Annotated in this window: 14 protein-coding genes and 1 tRNA gene; 2 read left to right on the plus strand and 13 right to left on the minus strand. The window is 58.7% G+C overall.

Annotated elements, in window-relative coordinates; translation table 11 throughout:
• Both ACIREA_RS09505 and ACIREA_RS09510 read right to left on the minus strand, forming a co-directional pair.
• Positions 1–914, minus strand: a 914-nt coding sequence (locus ACIREA_RS09505) for a UTP--glucose-1-phosphate uridylyltransferase (protein ID WP_397382029.1), incomplete at its 3' end; no start/stop codon positions are given.
• An 83-nt stretch (positions 915–997) separates the two neighbouring features.
• On the minus strand, positions 998–1,687 hold the full coding sequence (locus ACIREA_RS09510) for a c-type cytochrome (RefSeq protein WP_397382030.1): 690 nt from the start codon (positions 1,685–1,687) through the stop codon (positions 998–1,000).
• A gap of 211 nt (positions 1,688–1,898) precedes the next feature.
• Between ACIREA_RS09510 and ilvD the strand changes: the two genes are divergently transcribed.
• Positions 1,899–3,617: a dihydroxy-acid dehydratase gene (ilvD, locus tag ACIREA_RS09515; RefSeq protein ID WP_397382031.1), complete on the plus strand. Its 1,719-nt coding sequence runs from the start codon at positions 1,899–1,901 to the stop codon at positions 3,615–3,617.
• A 97-nt stretch (positions 3,618–3,714) separates the two neighbouring features.
• On the opposite strand, the gene ACIREA_RS09520 is transcribed toward ilvD, so the two are convergent.
• The 11 genes from ACIREA_RS09520 to ACIREA_RS09570 all read right to left on the minus strand — a co-directional run bounded on the left by ACIREA_RS09520 (position 3,715) and on the right by ACIREA_RS09570 (position 16,268).
• Positions 3,715–4,266 carry a polysaccharide biosynthesis/export family protein gene (locus tag ACIREA_RS09520; protein WP_397382032.1) on the minus strand — a complete coding sequence of 184 codons (552 nt, stop codon included), beginning with the start codon at positions 4,264–4,266 and terminating at the stop codon, positions 3,715–3,717.
• A 20-nt stretch (positions 4,267–4,286) separates the two neighbouring features.
• A complete protein-coding gene (locus ACIREA_RS09525) occupies positions 4,287–4,847 on the minus strand; it encodes a polysaccharide biosynthesis/export family protein (protein WP_397382033.1) in 561 nt (186 codons plus the stop codon).
• A gap of 21 nt (positions 4,848–4,868) precedes the next feature.
• On the minus strand, positions 4,869–7,067 hold the full coding sequence (locus ACIREA_RS09530) for a GumC family protein (protein WP_397382034.1): 2,199 nt from the start codon (positions 7,065–7,067) through the stop codon (positions 4,869–4,871).
• A gap of 117 nt (positions 7,068–7,184) precedes the next feature.
• Positions 7,185–8,387, minus strand: a complete 1,203-nt coding sequence (locus ACIREA_RS09535; protein ID WP_397382035.1) for an outer membrane beta-barrel protein — start codon at positions 8,385–8,387, stop codon at positions 7,185–7,187.
• A 63-nt stretch (positions 8,388–8,450) separates the two neighbouring features.
• Positions 8,451–8,840, minus strand: coding sequence for a hypothetical protein (locus ACIREA_RS09540; RefSeq protein WP_397382036.1), 390 nt, complete (start codon positions 8,838–8,840; stop codon positions 8,451–8,453).
• Between the two features lie 219 nt (positions 8,841–9,059).
• Positions 9,060–9,130: transfer RNA gene (locus tag ACIREA_RS09545), tRNA-Gly, on the minus strand.
• A gap of 247 nt (positions 9,131–9,377) precedes the next feature.
• Positions 9,378–10,823, minus strand: a complete 1,446-nt coding sequence (locus ACIREA_RS09550; RefSeq protein WP_397382037.1) for a sulfatase-like hydrolase/transferase — start codon at positions 10,821–10,823, stop codon at positions 9,378–9,380.
• A 44-nt stretch (positions 10,824–10,867) separates the two neighbouring features.
• Positions 10,868–11,356 carry an 8-oxo-dGTP diphosphatase gene (locus ACIREA_RS09555; protein WP_397382038.1) on the minus strand — a complete coding sequence of 163 codons (489 nt, stop codon included), beginning with the start codon at positions 11,354–11,356 and terminating at the stop codon, positions 10,868–10,870.
• A 4-nt stretch (positions 11,357–11,360) separates the two neighbouring features.
• Positions 11,361–12,257: a DUF502 domain-containing protein gene (locus ACIREA_RS09560; protein ID WP_397382039.1), complete on the minus strand. Its 897-nt coding sequence runs from the start codon at positions 12,255–12,257 to the stop codon at positions 11,361–11,363.
• Positions 12,258–12,335: 78 nt separating this feature from the next.
• On the minus strand, positions 12,336–13,439 hold the full coding sequence (gene sucB, locus ACIREA_RS09565) for a dihydrolipoyllysine-residue succinyltransferase (protein WP_397382040.1): 1,104 nt from the start codon (positions 13,437–13,439) through the stop codon (positions 12,336–12,338).
• A 36-nt stretch (positions 13,440–13,475) separates the two neighbouring features.
• Positions 13,476–16,268, minus strand: coding sequence for a 2-oxoglutarate dehydrogenase E1 component (locus ACIREA_RS09570; protein WP_397382041.1), 2,793 nt, complete (start codon positions 16,266–16,268; stop codon positions 13,476–13,478).
• 188 nt (positions 16,269–16,456) lie between these two features.
• On the opposite strand from ACIREA_RS09570, the gene ACIREA_RS09575 reads away from it, so the two are divergent.
• The coding region (locus tag ACIREA_RS09575; protein WP_397382042.1) for a PLP-dependent aminotransferase family protein at positions 16,457–17,850 on the plus strand (1,394 nt) is incomplete at its 3' end.

A 17,850-nucleotide genomic window follows, 5' to 3' on the forward strand; every position in this document is an offset into this window, starting at 1 on the left:
ATCCACAGGTTGTTCGTGTTGAAATAACGATGCTGGTCAATGTTTTGAAAATGCCCCTCGTCGGCCTTTGGACACTGCGCCGACTCGCGCAGCAGGAAGCGCCCGTCGCTCAAGCGCACCGCCAGATGCCCGCCCTTCTTGTCCGACTCCGTCCGGCGCGTCACCTCCATCGCAAACGGCATGCCGCTGTCGGCAAACCACGCGAGAATCGCCGGATCCAGCGTCGCCCCCAGGTTGTCCGAATTCGACACAAAAGCATACCTCACACCATTGCTGAGCAGACGCTCCAGCCAGCCCGATCCCGCGAGGCAGGCATAGATGTCGCCATGCCCCGGCGGGCACCATTCCTGATCCGGACTGCCGGGTGACGTCGCAGGCTCCAGCGAGCTTGCCAGCACCTTCGGCACCTTGTTCTGCATCAGCTCCCACGTTTCGGTGCCGCCCAGTTGCGGAAAGCGTTTCGCCAGATGCCCAGCCGTGTCGGCCGACGTGCTAAAGCTGTTCATCAGCATGAACATCGGCACCTCGCCCCCCGTCTGGGAGCGCAGCAGCAAAATCTGCCGGGCGATCAAATCGAGAAACGTGTCCTCGCCACGCACCGGCAGCAGCGACTTCGCTTTCTCCAGCCCCATGCCCGTGCCGAGCCCCCCGTTCAGCTTGATGATCACCGTCTGCTTGAGCAATGCCGCCGCGCGCTCCGCCGCCGGAGCCGTCAGCGCATCCGCACAAGGCAGATCCTTCGCCGGTGAGATCGTGTCCTCAGGAATCATCCCCGTCTCACCCGCCAGCAGCGCCGCATAGCTGCCGCGAAACGCACGAATGGCAGACTCACTCAACCCTTCGGCCTCCATTTTCTGACGAAAAGGGGCAAAGGACGTTTCAATGTTCTCAGGAGTACGGGAAGTTTGGCTCATACACCTGCAAGGCTAAAGGATCAGCCTCCCGAGGCAAATACTCATTCATAAGACATCACGCAGTCTGTCAATAAACGCCCCTCTCACAGCACCGGCACCGATGGCAGCCTCACGCTCAAGATGAAGGCAATGATGTCCCACCGCTGCGCCTCAGTCAGCGTGGCCTCAAAGCTCACCATCGGTGTCCCGTTCAATCCCGTGGCCAGCACGCGAAACACATCCGCCGGCGCATCACCGCATCTTAAATGCGGCTGCCGCAGGTCGGCTGGAGCTGCTTGGATGCCCCAGATGTCCTTCAAAGCGATGGCAGCAGGCCCCTTGCCATCCGCCTTTTCGCCATGGCAGGCCATGCAGTTGGCGGCAAAGAGCTTCTTCCCCGCCTCCTCATGCATCTTGATCACATCCCCCGCCTTGAACCACTCCGGCTGCGCAGGAAACTTCATCGCAGGCGCATGATTCTCCGCCTTCTTCCACCGGCGTGAAAACGACTTCAGGTAAACGATCACCGCATCCAGATCCTCCGCCGACAGATGGGTAAACGCCCCCATCGCCGTCCCGCTCAGCCCATGCGTGATGGTCCGGCGCAGATCCTCATCCGTCGGCAGCATGCCATACGGTGTGGATCGAAATTTAAACATTCCCTCCCGAAACGACCTCGGCTTCGGCTTCAGCGTCGGGCTCAGCTCCCCGTTCCCATCCCCCCTCTGCCCATGGCAGACGATGCAGTTGCGCTCATACACATACTTCCCTTCCATGTAGAGGTTGAAGTCCAAAGGCGCGGCCTGATCTGCCGCAGTCAGGACAGATGCCAGGGCCAGGAAAACAAAGGTGCATCGGCAATACAAGTTCACACCTTTCTTATCGCGCTTTGAACGCCAGAAACCACGCCGTAATTGCCAAACCCTGCGCCAGTGCTGCTTCAAAGGCAGCTTGCGTGACGGATCATGCCTGCCATTTTGATCTCTCCAAATCCACCCACTAACCATGCCCAAGAAAGCCTCCGCCGCCAAGACCGACCTCCACCGCAAACACAGCGCCATCGTTGTCGATGGGGTGGACCGCGCCGCCAGCCGCGCCATGCTGCACGCCGTCGGCTTCAAGCGTGAAGACTTCAAAAAATCCCAGATCGGCATCGCCTCCCTCTGGAGCATGGTCACCCCGTGCAACATGCACATCGACCGCCTGGCCAGAGAAGCCGCAAAGGGCGCGGACGCCGCCGGTGGCAAGAGCATGATCTTCAACACCATCACCATCTCGGATGGCATCTCCATGGGCACCGAAGGGATGAAATACTCCCTCGTCTCCCGTGAAGTCATCGCCGACTCCATCGAAACCGTCGTCGGCTGCGAAGGCATGGACGGCTTCGTCGCTATCGGCGGTTGCGACAAAAACATGCCCGGCTGCCTCATGGCCATGGCACGCCTCAATCGCCCCAGCGTCTTCGTTTACGGCGGCACCATCCTCCCCGGCTGCGTCGGCCCTGAAAAGAAGGACGCAGACATCGTCACCGTTTTCGAAGCCGTCGGCAAGCACGCCAACTGCCTCATCAATGACAAGGAGCTCATCGACATCGAAGAGCACGCCATCCCGGGCGAAGGCTCCTGCGGCGGCATGTACACCGCCAACACCATGGCCAGCGCCATCGAGGCCCTCGGCATGAGCCTCCCAAACTCCGGCGCCCAGTCCGCCGTCGGCAATGAAAAGCTCATCGACTGCTTCGACGCCGGCGCAGCCGTCATGAACATGATCAAGAAGGGCATCACTCCCCGCGACATCATGACGAAGGAGGCCTTCGAAAACGCCATCACCCTCATCATCACCCTCGGCGGCAGCACCAACGCCGTCCTGCACCTCATCGCCATGGCCCACAGCGCCGGCGTGAAGCTCGGCATCGAGGACTTCGTCCGCATTGGCAAGAAGACCCCCGTGCTGGCAGACCTCAAGCCCAGCGGCAAGTACTTCATGAACGACCTCGTGAAGATCGGCGGCACCGTCCCGCTCATCCGCATCCTCGTGAACGAAGGCCTCATGCACGGCGACTGCCTCACCGTCACCGGCAAGACGATGAAGGAGAACATGAAGAACTCCAAAATCTTCTGGCCCAAGGATCAGAAGATCGTCAGCCCGCTCAGCAATCCCCTCAAGAAGGACAGCCACCTCGTCATCTTCAAAGGCAACCTCTGCCCCGAAGGCGCCGTCGGCAAAATCTCCGGCAAGGAAGGCCTCAAGTTCGAAGGCAAGGCCATCGTGTTCGAATCCGAAGAAACCGCCCTGCAGGCCATCCTCAATGACAAGGTCAAGAAAGGCCACGTCATCGTCGTCCGCATGGAAGGCCCGAAAGGCGGCCCCGGCATGCGCGAAATGCTCTCCCCCACCTCCGCCATCATGGGCAAAGGCCTCGGCAAAGACGTCGCCTTCATCACCGATGGCCGCTTCAGCGGCGGCAGCCACGGCTTCGTCGTCGGCCACGTCACCCCCGAAGCTTTTGTCGGCGGCCCCATCGCCGTCATCAAAAATGGCGACCCCATCACCATCGACGCCGAAAAACGCGCCATCACCCTCGGCATTCCTGCCACAGAGCTGAAGGCACGCCTCGCCAAATGGAAGCAGCCCAAGCCCCGCTACACCCACGGCGTCCTCGCCAAGTACGCCAAGCTCACCAGCAACGCCAGCCAGGGCGCTGTGACGGATCTGGGGCTCTAGCGGATGAGTGCCACTCGTCGGAGGGGGATCATCTTGATCCCCTTTTGGGAGCGGTAGCGCATAGTCGATCCCTCTCCACCCAACAACCTTCGCTTCCTCAATCCGGCACGATAATCTGATCATCAGGCTGGAGCTTGAAGTTGCGGGAAGGATCCCTGCCGAGGTCCTTGTCTTTGAACTCGGTGGTGACGCCATTGCGGATCAACTTGATCGGACCGTTGCCACGGAAAGAAAAGCGTCCAGTCATAGCGATGGTCTTCAGGAGGGTCATACTGGGATTGTAGGGCCGCGGGAAGTTTTTCCTGCCAACATGCGTGACATAGATTAACCCGGCGCGAGCATCCCAAACGGTCACCGTCGGAAACATGTAGACTTCATGTTTGATGTACGTCTGCTCAATGACGCGTTGCAATTCGGAAGGCTTGAAGCCCGCCGCCTTTACCTCGCCGACATTCATCAAGTTGATGGTCCCGCCATCACTGATGTCGTACACCTTGCTGATCTGCGAAGCGTCCTCGGCCGGAATACCGCGAATGGAGAGCACGATGCGGTCACCCGCTTTCAATGCTATTTTGGTGTTTTGTGCCTCCACCGTCGAGGCAACGCAAAGCGCCAGAGCAACGATGGAAAGCAAAAATCGTGAGTTCATCACGTCCGAAGTTTTCAGTCTCAATCCGGCACGATGATCTGATCATCAGGCTGGAGCTTGATGTCGCGGGAAGGATCGTTGCTGATGTCCTTGAGGTTGATCTCGGTGGTCACACCATTGCGGATCAGCTTCGTCCTGCTGGGCTTGGCAAAGGGTGAAAAGCCGCCGGCGGCGGAGATGGCTTTGAGAATGGTCATGCTGGAATTGTAAGGCACCGTGCCGTTGCCCTTGATGCCGCCGACGACATAAATCATCTGGGCTGTGGTGGCACTGTCATTGGTCGTCACCGTCACCGTCGGCCGGGTATAAATTTCACGCGCAATGTAGGTCTGCTCGATGGTGCGCTGCAGGGTGGAAGGCTTGAGGCCGGCGGCGCGCACCTCGCCAATGTGGAGTAGGTTGATCGTGCCGTTGTCACTGATCGTGTACACCTTGCTGATCTGCGGCACTTCATTGTCAGGGATGCCCCCGATGGAGATCGTGACGCGGTTGTTCGGGTGCAGGGCGATTTCACCGTTCTGTGCCTGCGCTGTTGTCAGGGCGCAGACAGCGAAGAGGCAGGAGAGAATGCGTGTGTTCATACAGTGCGTGTTGGAATGAAATTAAAAGACATCGTCACCATCCAGTCGCGAAACTGACTGGGAGCCGCCCAGTGCGGTGGCGGTGGTTTCGGCTTTGATCTTGCGACGGCGGGACTTCCCTCCCGAGCCGCCGTTAGGCGAATTCGTCGGCGAGTAGTACGTGTAGTAGCTGGTGTAGTATTGGTACTGAGCATCGCTGCGCAGATCCACGTTGTTGAGGACCACCCCCACCACCTTGCCGCCGACATTTTCCACGCCCTGCTTCACGCGCATGAGCATGTGGCGCGGCAGCTTGCGGTGCTGCACCACGATCATCGTCATATCCGCCAGATTGGCGAGCACCGACGCGTCGCTGACGCCAAGGATCGGCGGGGAGTCGATCAAGACGAGGTCAAAGCGGCTTTTGACTTCGGTGATCAGATCCACCATGCGCTGGGAATTGAGCAATCCCGCGCTGTCCGCCGGCAGCAGGCCGCTGGGAAGGAAGAAGAGATTTTCCACCGGCGTGCGCAGCACCACATCTTCCAGCCGGATGTCCGTGGTGAGGTAATTGGTCAGGCCCGTGGCGTGGCTCACATCAAAATGTGTGTGCAGGCTCGGACGGCGCAAATCGGCGTCGATAAGCAGCACGTTGTAGCCACCCTGCGCGCACACATAGGCGAGGTTCACCATCGTCGTAGATTTCCCCTCACCTGCTCCGCCGCTGACCACACTGAGACAGTTGGCGTCCGGCGTTTTGCGGTTGAATTCGATGTTCGTGCGCAGAATGCGATACGCTTCGGCGTCAGGATTGAAACCACTGGAGCGGTGCAGCACTCCCACATCCTTGGGCACTACCGCCAAAACGGGCACACCGAGGTACCGCTCCACGTCATCCAGGTTCTTCACCGTCGTGTCCATGTATTCCAGGAAGAAGGCGAGGCCCAGACCAAACATGAGTCCCAGCACACCACCCAGCGCGAGATGCAGCGGCACGTTCGGCTTGGCAGGCTTTCCTTCCGGCTCTGCTTCCGAATAAATGGTGGCGGGAGATTTCACGAGCTCGATGCCCGCTTTTTCCTCGAAGAAGCGTGAGCGCATTTTCACCAGCAAATCTTCCAGGTAAGTGACTTCGTCCTTGGCCGTCTTGTACTCGGTGTAAAGAGACGACATGTTCTGCAGCTCCTGCTTGGCGTCCTCATTGTACTCCTTGAGGGCTTCACGTCTTTTTCTCGAAGCATCCTGCCGGTTTTGCAGACCAGCCACATGCGCTTTGGCTTCTGCCTGGATGAGCTTTTGGTATTCAGCCATCTGGCTGTCCACACTCAGCACCTGCGGGTGCAGGCGCCCACGCCCTTCATTCATCAGGCCTTCACGCGCCACCTTGAGGTCCTGCAGCTTCGACGTAATGGCGGTGATGTTTTGATTTTCCAGTTTAAGTCCGGAAGCCTGGTCAATGAGTTGCTCGGGGGTCAGCTTGCTCACCTGGTCGATCTCTGACTGCAGCGTCAAAATTTCCTGATCGGCGATCATGAGAGCCTGCTCACGTGAGATGACCATGGAGTCTTTTTCACTGCGCATCTCACCGCCAGGATTCAGCGAACTGCCGCCGCCGACGATCCAGTCGCCCACAATGCCGGCCTTGCGTCGGGCCTCCTGCGCACGCACTTGCGCCTGACCACGAAGAGCCTCCTGCTCCGAAATTTGCTGCTGCAGCACGTCGAGGGCCTTCTGCTTCTTGCCGCTCTCAATGCTGTTGCGCTGATCCATGTAGCTCTTGGCCACTTCATTGGCGATGGCGGCCGCAAGCTGGGAATCCTGGTCGTAATAATCAATGGTGACAAAATCTGAGCGCAGCATCGACTGCGTATCCAGATTGGAGCGCAGTCTCGCCAGTGCCGCCTGGCGGTTGGGCAGCTCCCACTTTTTGGTGAGCTCGAGTTTTTCGATCACCGGATAAAGCGTGGTGGGCTTGGTGATCGTCTCGAACTGAGTTTTGATGTACTCCTGCGTGAAGGCGAGGCCGTCACTGCGGTTGCGATCGAACACATTGATGTCCTGCGTGATACGCTCAATGGTCATTTCGACATGCCCGCGATACTTGCGCGGCATGATGTAGGTGAGCACCGCCGCCGCCGCGAAGATCAGAATGAACGAAAGCGAGATGAGCCCAAAGCGATTCTTGACCACCTGCCAGGTGTCCATCGCATGCTTTTGCAGTTCGGTGCCAGACTCGTTCATGACTGCTCGGGTTTGATTATTCGGAGAGGTTAAGAAAGCGGTCTTGAAATGCCGCCAGCGGGAGATTCGCGAAGTCGGAATCTGCCCGCCGGCGGATTGCTGTTTTGGCTGTTGGGACTAAAAGGTGGCCGTGGCTCCGAGGGAGACTCGGTTGCGATTGAATTCCACCAGATCGTTGTTCGACAGCTGCGTGGAGAATGAGTAGTTGGCGTTCAGATTGACGTTGTCCATCAGTTGATAGCCAATGCCTGCATTGAGGAAAACCGAGTCCTGCGTCTGATCCGGAGTGGTGCCCCCTGAGAGCTCCGAGTGCGCATAGCTCGCTCCGCCGTTGACGCTGAAACGCTTGGTGACCTGATGGTTCAGCTGCACGCCGGTGTTCACCCCATAGCTGCTTCTGTAGCTGCCGAGCAGCGCACCGTTGAAACCCAGCATCGTAAACCAGCGCAGCTGCGTCTGCTTAGCCACCGCATAGTTGAGCGCGGCTTCAGCATAGGGTTTCGTTTGGCTCCCATTGCCGTTTTGGTAAAGTTCCGCACCAGCCCGCACTGAGGTGGACATGTTCTCGCTCCATGCATGGTCGACTCCAGCCAGGGCGAAATGTGAATGGTAGTTTTGGAACCCGCTCTTGGTGTAGTCCGTCAGGCGGTAGCGATACTCTGCCGTCAGACTGGTCCGCTGCGTAATTTTATAGGCAAATTGCTGGGCAAGCAGATGCGAATAACGGTCCTGCGAGGTGGCAACCGTCGACTCCTCGTAGGCGATGCCGTCGAACGTGTAGGACGTTGTGGTCGAGAACCTTGGCGTCCATGCGTAGCTCACATTGAAATTGTTGTATCCGTACAGAAACTGCCCGTTCCACAGGGCGCTGGTGGCACCGTAGCCAAATGCACTGTTGGGATTGGTCCCGTAGGTGACATAGAAGTTGTTGCTGATCTTCAGTCGTTCTGAAAACGCGTGCTCAAAATTGAAGGTCGCCCTGCCATTGTAGAAGGTGCTGCCGTAAACCGGCACCCCGTTCACGTATTCAAGGACGCTGCCCTCAAGACTGAAGCTGTAGGGCGTGGTCTGGTCCGCATGGGTGTAGGACGTCCCTGCACCCGCCTGCATGTACCACGAATCAATGTTGCTCAGCGAGGACGAAGGCACCTTGTACTTGAGCACGTCATAACCGGTATCGCCAGTGATCGAAAACGTGAGCGGCTGCTCGTTTTTAAAATCCGCCGAGTAGTTCTGGATCGCCACCAGTCCCTGCGCACGCAATGCCGCTGGGCTGAGTACAGCGACTGCCAGGATAAGCATTGCCAGTTTGGAGCGCATGAAAGTCAGGAGCAGTTTCGAATTTCAGAGTGGAGTGTACCGCTTTAAAAAGATCTCAGAAGATCAAGGGATCGAGTTGGATGGAGACACCGGATTGGTGATGATCCGCGGAGGCAGTGGGCCCGAAACAGGCGGCATGAGGAGAAACACTCCACGAATGCTGGATGGAATGTAGAAATCGGGTTCCGAAGTCGGGACGACAGGATTCTTGTCAACGACAATGGGGTTTTTGGGATTCTTCCCAGACACCGTGATCGGACGTTCGAGATCAGTCGCAGGTGCGGCAGCCGCGAGACCTGGAACGATAGAGCTTGCGGCGTCATTGATGACACCAGCCATTTTCGGGGCCACCGAAACGCCGGTCTGAACGATTTGACCAGCCAAGGTCGCATCAGCCTTGGAGGCAATGATCGCCGTTTTCACAATGTCAGCCGCACAGCCTTCATTGATCACGAGCGCATCTTCCACAACCATCAGAACCTTGGAAGGGTCTTTTTCAACTGCGACCCGGACGTCATTCGAAATTTCAGTGCAATTCGAAGCCGCCTGCGCCGAGGCACCTGAGACCGCCAACATGAAAACGCAGGCAGAGATACCCGCAATGCGAGAAAATGGGACAGTTTTCATAGGCGGCAGATAAAGATAGATTTACAGATGTGGTCGTGTCCTCAGAGCGGGTAGTGGGAATCGAACCCACATGGCCAGCGTGGAAGGCTGGAACTTTACCACTAAGCTATACCCGCAATTGAAGTTATAGTAACACGAAACATCCTACTGCCGCAAGATATTTTTAGAATTTGGAGTAAATTTTTGAAATTCTAGAATCCCTGATAAATTTGAAATCCTAACCTTTCGGCAAAATCACTCTTCAACTCCGTCCACTAACTAGCACTCAATGAGGAGCTGGCAAGCGTGTACTAAAAAAGACCTTTTTTCTGCACCCCAGCCCAGCGGTGGATGGGGCTCAAGGGAGTCAGATAGGCTCCCTTTTTACTTACTCACGCCTTTCTCACCCGCATAATCTTCGCCATTCAGGCTTCGCGCCACGCTCTCGAGCCACTCTTCGAGATTTTTTTGCATTTCCGGCACTCGTTCGGGCTGTTCGGCCAGCAGGACCGTGCTCTCGTCAGGATCTCTGACCAGATTGTACAGCTCCCAGGACACCTCATGAGTCTTTTTATTTTCGATCCGGTGCAGTTTCCACGGCCAGTCCAGCCAGGCGGCATGCCCCGAAAATTCAGTCAGTGACACGGGTTCACCGATTTTAGCGGCATCTGGAAGCAGGCGCGTCGGATCGGCAGGTTCTTCACCTTTCGTTTGTGCTGCCAGCAATTCGTCCATCCATGCTTTGGAGGGCGTGCTGATTCCTTTCTTGCCTGATTCCCAGAATCCTATGGGGCGCGAACGCTTCGTCTCCTCCCCCGTCAGCAGCGGCATGATGTCGATGCCATCAAGCGGTGGCTGCTTTTCCATGCTCACGCCTGCGATCTCCAGCACCGTGGGATAGATGTCGGAGGTCACACAGGGAGCAGCGATGACTTTGGGCTCATGAAACACCGCAGGCCATTCCATCAAAGCGGGCACCGCCAGGCCGCCTTCATAGATCTGCCCTTTGAATCCCCGACGACCACCCGTGGAACCGACCTTCGGCAGCGCACCGTTGTCGCTGCAGTACCATAAGAGAGTGTTCTCGCGCAGATCCATGTCCCGCAGCTCCGTCCTGAGCCTGCCAAATGCGCGGTCCATCGCCGTGATCTCACCATAAAAATGCTGCTGCTTCTCGGGCAGCCCCGCATAGGGCGCCCGGTCTGACTCCAGAGCCTGATGCGGATCATGCGGAGAGCCAAACCACACCACTGCGAGAAATCGCTGCTTCTTTTCCCCGCAACGCCGGATGAACTTCAGCGCTTCCTCCACCGTCACGTCGGAACTATCCCCTTTGAACTGCGTGGCCTTGCCCTGCACGCTGAGCACCGGGTCTAGATCAAAGAAATTGGGAGAGGAGACCCACTCATCGAATCCGCTCGCTCCGGGACTGACCGGGCTGGCCTTTTGCACTGAGCCCAAGTGCCATTTGCCAAAGTGCCCGGTCGCATAGCCAGCGGTTTTCAGCGCCTCAGCGATTGTTATTTCCTGCGGGCGCAGCGAATTCCCCCAGGAAAAACAGCCAAACCGGTTGGGAGTACGCCCCGTCATCACACTGCCGCGCGTCGGGGAGCACACCGGTGCGGCGGCATGAAACTGGTCAAATCGAATCCCCTCCTTCGCCAGCGCATCAAAATTCGGCGTCTTGAGATGCGGATGCCCGTTGTAGGCCATGTCACCCCAGCCTTGATCATCCGCCATCACCAAAACGATGTTCGGCGGTTCATTGGGTGCGGCCAGGCAGGCCAGTGGGAACCCCAGAACACCGCACAGAAGCAAAAGACATTTCATGCCTCAATGATAGCCACGATCATCACCGGTCTGGAATCAAAAAATTACAGCCACTTCACTTCATGCGACAGCATGGTGTCGTCATCAAAGGTGAACCGTCCCATGAATCGCCGGCGTTCGATCAATGTCTGCGCCAGCCAGTGGATGTCATCCGCCCACATTTCATCAAAAGGCAGCGCATCCAGCGAGGTCCAGAGCGGCACCGCCTCGGGTGTTTCCACCGCCGCCCCTTCATGCTGCGTGGCTACATACACATCGACGTGCATGCACAGACCATCCACGAACTGAAACCAAAGCTCACCGTGGTGCACCGGATTCAGCGCGGTCACTCCGAGTTCCTCCTGCGTTTCACGCACCGCGCATTGCAGCGAGGTCTCGCCAGGATCCATCTTGCCGCCGGGTCCGTTGATCTTGCCGGCACCCAGGCCACGCTTTTTACGAATGAGCAAAACTTCGCGCTTTGCTTCATCGATGACGAACATCAGTGTCGCACGAACGCCCGGCTCCCATGTTTTCCAGTCGGTGATCAGCATGGACTCAGCGTTTCTTCCATGGCAGGGCACGCAGCCAGCGTTTTCCACTCTTGATGTCCATGGATTGCGCCAGGATCTCCGTGTCTCCCGCATCAAAATCCTCCGCACGCGGCAGACCGGCAGGCAGCTCAAACTCAGGTTCAGGTACCGGCAACTGCTCAGGCAGGGGTGTCATTGGCGGTTTTTGATTCAGCGGCGCCACGGCATTGAGCGGCGAAACCAGCCCGCCGGAAATGATCATCTTCATCGCCTCTTCAATCGTGATCGGCGCATCCGTGATCTTCTCCGAATCCACCACGAGAAGAATGCCCGTCATTGGACTCGGCGCCGTCGGCAGCAGGACGCAGGTCATCGCCTTGCCTGTCTGTGGATCACAGTACTGCCCGGTGGCAAAGCCGATCATGCGCATGCCGGGGACCGGATAGTCTATGTACACGACCCGCTTGAAATTCTGCTTCGTGCCACCCAGGCTGCGAAAGGCATCAATCACCTGCTTCAGCGGCCGGTAGATCACCGCCACCAGCGGAATGCGCAGCAGCAATTTGTCGACCGCAGTGACAACGTGCACGCCGATCACGTTGGTGGCCATGAAGCCAAGACCCAAAATGGCCAGCACCGAAAACAGGAAACCAATGAAATTGGTGAGGCTTTCCAGCTTCGGATCCTCAATGTTCAGGATCGGCTCGTCACTGAACTCATTGACGAGGTTCACCGCCTGCCCCAGCACCGGCTTGCTCCAGGCGTGCAGCAGGTCATAGACAAAGGACAAGATCCAGAACGTGATGATCAGCGGCAGCGCAAGCGCCAGCCCCGCCAGAAACTTGTTCCGCAACCACACGCCCCAGCCTTTCGGCGCAGGCGCTTCGGTCATTGGAATCGTACTGGAGGTCTCAAATGCCATTTAGAGCAGCTTCACTGTGAAGATGAGAACGTATGGCAGCAGCTTTGTTCAGCAATAATATCTGCACTCTGGCAGATATTACGCACCCACCAGCATTCTGGCCGGGTTTTCGATGCAATCCTTGATGCGAATCAAGAACGACACGGCTTCCTTGCCATCGACAACGCGGTGATCGTAGCTGAGCGCGAGGTACATCATCGGACGGATCACCACCTGGCCATCGACCGCCACCGGACGCTGCTGGATGCTGTGCATGCCGAGGATCGCACTCTGCGGAGGATTGATGATCGGGGTGCTGAGCAGGGAGCCGTACACACCGCCATTGGAAATGGTGAAAACACCGCCGGCAAGATCGCTGACCTGGATCTTGCCTTCCTTGGCCTTGGCCGCGTAGCCGAGAATGTCCTTCTCCAGCTCCGCAAAACTCTTCTGGTCCGCATCACGCAGCACAGGCACGATCAGGCCGCGCTCCGTACCCACGGCCACGCCGATATCAAAGAAGTGCTGCTGCACGATTTCTTCCCCTTCAACACGCACATTGACCTGCGGCACCGCCTTGAGGGCCTCGACCACCGCCTTGATGAAGAAGCTCATGAAGCCGAGCTTCACGCCGTTCTTCGCCACAAAGGCGTCCTGCAGCTTCGAACGCAGCGCCATCACGTTGCTCATGTCACATTCGTTGAAGGTGGTGAGGATGGCGGCCGTGCGCTGTGCACTGACCAGCTGGTCCGCAATCTTCTTGCGCAGCGGGCTCATCTTCTTGCGCGTGATACGTCCTTCTGGTGCAGCCTTGGCAGCCGGTGCAGGCGCGGGTTCAGGCTTCGGCACCACTTTGAATTCGGTGACGTTCGCAGGCTTTTCCGGCTCGGCCTTGGCCGCAGGTGCCGGAGCAGCGGCTGCTGCTGGCGCTGGCTTCGGAGCTTCGGCCTTCGCAGCAGGAGCGGTCGCGTTTTCGTCGATCTGGCCCACCACGCCACCCACCTCAACATCTTCACCGGCCTGTTTGCCGATGTGCAGGGCACCACTGCTTTCAGCGGTGACTTCAGCAGCGACCTTGTCGGTCTCGAGCGTGAGCAGGACGTCGCCAGTCTTGACGAGGTCACCTTCTTTGAAGTGCCATTTGGCGATCTGACCACCGGCGACGGATTCGCCGAGTGCGGGTATTTTAATGTCTGAGGGCATGACGGGGTAGTGGTAGAAAATCTAAGTCTGGACGAATCACACGCTGAATGCCGACTCGACCAGGTTTTCCTGTTCGAGGGTGTGGATGGCTTTGGAACCGGCGGCGGGGCTGGAACTGCGCTCCCGGCCGGAGTAGCGCAGCTTGTGGTTGGAAAGCTCTTCGAGACGCGGGCGGATGTAGTAGAAGGCGCCCATGTTGCGCGGCTCCTCCTGGCACCAGATCCACTTCTTCTGCGCACGCGGATATTTCGCGACGATCTCCTTCAGCATCTCGTAGTTCAGCGGGTAAAGCTGCTCGATGCGGATGATGGCGGCGTTCTTGATTTTGTGCTCCTCGCGGAAGGCGAGCAGGTCATAATAGACCTTGCCGCTGCAGAGGATGAGACGCGTGATGCGCTCCGGTGCAGCCAGCAGATTCTCGTCGTCCAGCACTTCCTTGAAGGTCGTGCCCTCGGCCATGTCGCTGAGCTTGGACACGCACTTCGGATGCCGCAGCAGACTCTTCGGCGTCATCACGATCAGCGGCTTGCGCGTGCTGCGCTTGATCTGGCGGCGCAGCGCATGGAAGTACTGCCCGGGCGTGGTGAAGTTGCACACCTGCATGTTGCCACCGGCGCAGAGTTGCAGGAAGCGCTCAAGCCTTGCGCTTGAGTGTTCCGGTCCCTGGCCTTCGTAACCATGCGGCAGCAGCAGCGTGATGTGGCTCGGGCGCTGCCATTTGCTTTCCGCACTCGCGATGAACTGGTCGATGATGACCTGTGCACCGTTCACGAAGTCGCCAAACTGCGCCTCCCAGCACACCAGCAGATTGCTGGTCAGCAGTGAGTAGCCGTAGTCAAAACCAAGCACAGCAGCTTCCGACAGAAGGCTGTTGTACACACAGTAACGGCCCTGTTCCGCAGCCAGATTGTTCAGCGGAATGTGACGCTCCCGGGTCTGGGAATCATAAAACACACTGTGACGCTGGCTGAAAGTACCGCGTCGCACATCCTGCCCGCTCAGACGCACACCGTGGCCTTCCGTGAGCAGCGTGCCAAAGGCCAGCGACTCCGCATAAGCCCAGTCAATGCCTTCACCCGCCTCGATGGCCTTCCTGCGCGCCGCGAGGAAGCGTTTCGCAATCGTCGGATGCAGGTTGAACTCCTCCGGCACTTCAAGCAGGCGCTCGCCGATCTTTTTCAGCGTCGTCAGTTCCACCCCGGTTTTCACCGGGTTGTAGTCATAGGCAGGCTGTGGCATCGCCATGCTGCCTTCAAAAGGATTGCCGCCCTCGGCGTTCTTGTCACGATCCGCCAGGGTCGTGATGCCCTGCTCCAGTTCGTCGTCCAGTTCGCGCTGCAGCGCGGCGGACCCAGCTTCATCCAGCACTCCAGTAGCTGCCAGATCCAGACGGAACAGCGTCGCCGTGGACGGATGCTCGGCAATCGCACGGGCCATGTTCGGCTGCGTAAATCCAGGCTCGTCGGTTTCGTTGTGGCCGTAACGGCGGTAGCACACGATGTCGACGATCACGTCACGACCAAAGGTCTGGCGGAATTCAAACGCGAGTCGCGTCGCATTCATCACTTCCAGCGGGCAGTCCCCGTTCACATGGAAAACGGGCGCTTCGATCATCTTCGCCACGTCTGTACAATAGTCGGAGCTGCGCGCATCTTCCGGCATCGTGGTGAAACCGATCTGGTTGTTCACGATGATATGGACCGTACCGCCGGTGCGGTAGCCCGGCAGCTGGGAAAGATTCAGCACTTCGGCCACGAGGCCCTGGCCAGCAAAAGCGGCATCACCATGAATGAGCACGGGGATGACCTTTTTGCGGTCCTTGGTGTCATTCAGCGCACGCTGACGTGCACGAGCCATGCCTTCGACCACGGGGTCCACGGCTTCCAGATGGCTCGGATTCGGCGCGAGCATCACCCCGATCGAATCACCGCTGCTGGTCTGCCTCACCGTTTCAAAGCCCAGGTGGTACTTCACGTCACCATCACCAGAAACCATGTTCGGCACATAGTTCTCGCTGAACTCATAGAAGAGATACTCCAGCGGCTTGCGCAGGAAATTGGCCAGCACGCTGAGACGTCCACGATGGGCCATGCCCAGAATGATTTCTTTGCCACCGGCGGCAGGCATGGCTTCGAGAATCGTCTCCAGTGCCACCAGCATTGATTCGCCGCCTTCGACGGAGAAACGTTTCTGTCCCACGAAACGACGGTGCAGAAAGCGCTCGAACGATTCAGCCTCCAGCAGCCAGCGCAACGCGTTGATCTGATCCTGGGCTGCCGGCTTGGCATCCAGATTACGACCTTCAATCCGGTCCAGCAGCCACGCACGCACTTCAGGGTGGTGAATGTGCATGAACTCAAAGCCCGTCTTGCCGCAATAATTGCGCTGCAATTCCGCCAGCATCGTTTTCAGCTTCATCGGCTGCCCGTTGCGGAACAGGTGCGTCTGCACATCCTCCTCCAGCTCGTCAGCCGTAAATCCCAGGCCCGCCAGCGTCAGCCCGGGCACTTCAGGTCCTTCTTTGTCCAGCGGATCCAGATGCGCAGCGGTGTGGCCCAGAGCACGGAAGCTCTGCAGCGCGTTCGAAACACGCATGCGGAAATTGAGAGTCTTCTCTGAAAGCGGGGCCGCATCGCCACCGGCCGTTTCCGAGCCTTTCGTGGGGAGACGGGCCATGCCCAGTTCGAAACCTTCAAAAAACGATGACCAAAGTGGTTCGACTGAACCAGCATCTTTTTTCCAGTCCGCGTATTTGGACTCGAGGAAATCCGCGTTTGCGCGGTACGGCAATGTAGCACTCATGAGGGGGGATGAGCAGAATGCTCCCATTCGTTACGAGTGCAAATGCGGAAAGGCACATTTCCAGCCATTTTTGCGGGTAGTACCCCATCCCCTGCTCAGGCTATCCACTTTTTTCACAAGTCGGTCAATCGCACTCGCTCCTCCCATCATTCCATCCCCCTCAAAAACAATCGCCAACCACGACAAACAATCGCAAACTTCCCCCTGCTCCTCCCATGCCCCCGCAGCCGCTCTACAAACACATCGCCGACACCGTGGCCAAAATGATCCACGATGGCGTCCTGCGGCCCGGCGAGCGCACCCCCTCACTCCGCGCCATCTGCGATCAGCACGGCGTCAGCATGAGCACTGCCGTCCAAGCCTTCGTCGAGCTCGAATCCGCCGGCCTCGTCGAACCCCGGCACAAGTCCGGCTTCTTCGTCAAAGCTCCGCCCCAGGCCCTCTTCGATCTCCCCGGCCCGCCCCGCGTCCCCATGTCCGGCAGCTTGGGCAACCGCCACGCCAGCCTCTTTGACGCCGTCGCCTCCTCCAATCTGCTTGCCCTCGGCGGTGCAGTCCCCAGCCCGGACATCCTTCCCACCGTCAAACTCAACCGCATCCTCGCCGAAAAAGCTCGTCACTCCGGAGCCCGCGGCGTCATGTACGATCTCCCTCCCGGCTCCGAGCTCCTGCGCCGCCAGATCAGCAAGCGCATGCTCAAAGGCGGTGCCGTCGTCGCCCCCGCAGACATCATCACCACCTGCGGCGCCACGGAGGCCCTCATGCTCTGCCTCCGCGCCGTTACCAAACCGGGGGACGTCGTCGCCGTCGAGACCCCCACCTACTTCGGCATCCTCCACGTCCTCGAAGCCCTCTCCCTCCGCGCCCTCGAAATCCCCACCGACTTCCAGCACGGCCTGCGGCTGGATGTCTTCGAGCGCGTCTTGAAAACCCAACCCGTCCAAGCCTGCATCGCCCTCCCCGCCTGCAGCAATCCCTTGGGAGCTGCCATGCCAGACGAGAGCAAGCAGCGCCTCGTCGCCCTCCTCAAACAGCACGACATCCCCCTTATCGAAGACGACGTCTTCGGCGAGCTCCCCTTCAGCCCCAAGCGCGCCCGCACCTGCAAGTCCTACGACGACTCCGGCCTCGTCCTCTTTTGCAGTTCCTTCTCCAAGACCCTCGCCCCCGGCTACCGTGTCGGCTGGGTCGTCCCCGGCCGCTACTACCATGCCGTCCGCATGGCCAAGCTCACCCACACCCTCGCCACCGCCACCCTCCCCGAGCTCGCCATCACTGGCTTCCTCGCCGAAGGCGGCTATGACCACTGGCTCCGCAGCGTCCGCACCATCTATACAGAGAACGTCACCCGCATGCGCCGCGCCATCCTGGAGGAATTCCCCGCTGGCACCACCGTCACCTCCCCTCAGGGCGGCTTTCTCCTCTGGGTCACCCTGCCCCCGCAGGTCGATGCCATCGACCTCTACGATCGCGCCCTCGCCAAAGGCATCAGCATCGCCCCCGGCCACCTCTTCTCCCCCGAGCCCCGCTACACCCACTGCATCCGCATCTCATGCGGCCTCCCCTGGTCCCCCCGCCTCGCCGCCGCCATCCACACCCTCGGTACGTT

This window comes from Prosthecobacter sp. (assembly GCF_044373815.1).
GTDB lineage: Bacteria > Verrucomicrobiota > Verrucomicrobiia > Verrucomicrobiales > Verrucomicrobiaceae > Prosthecobacter.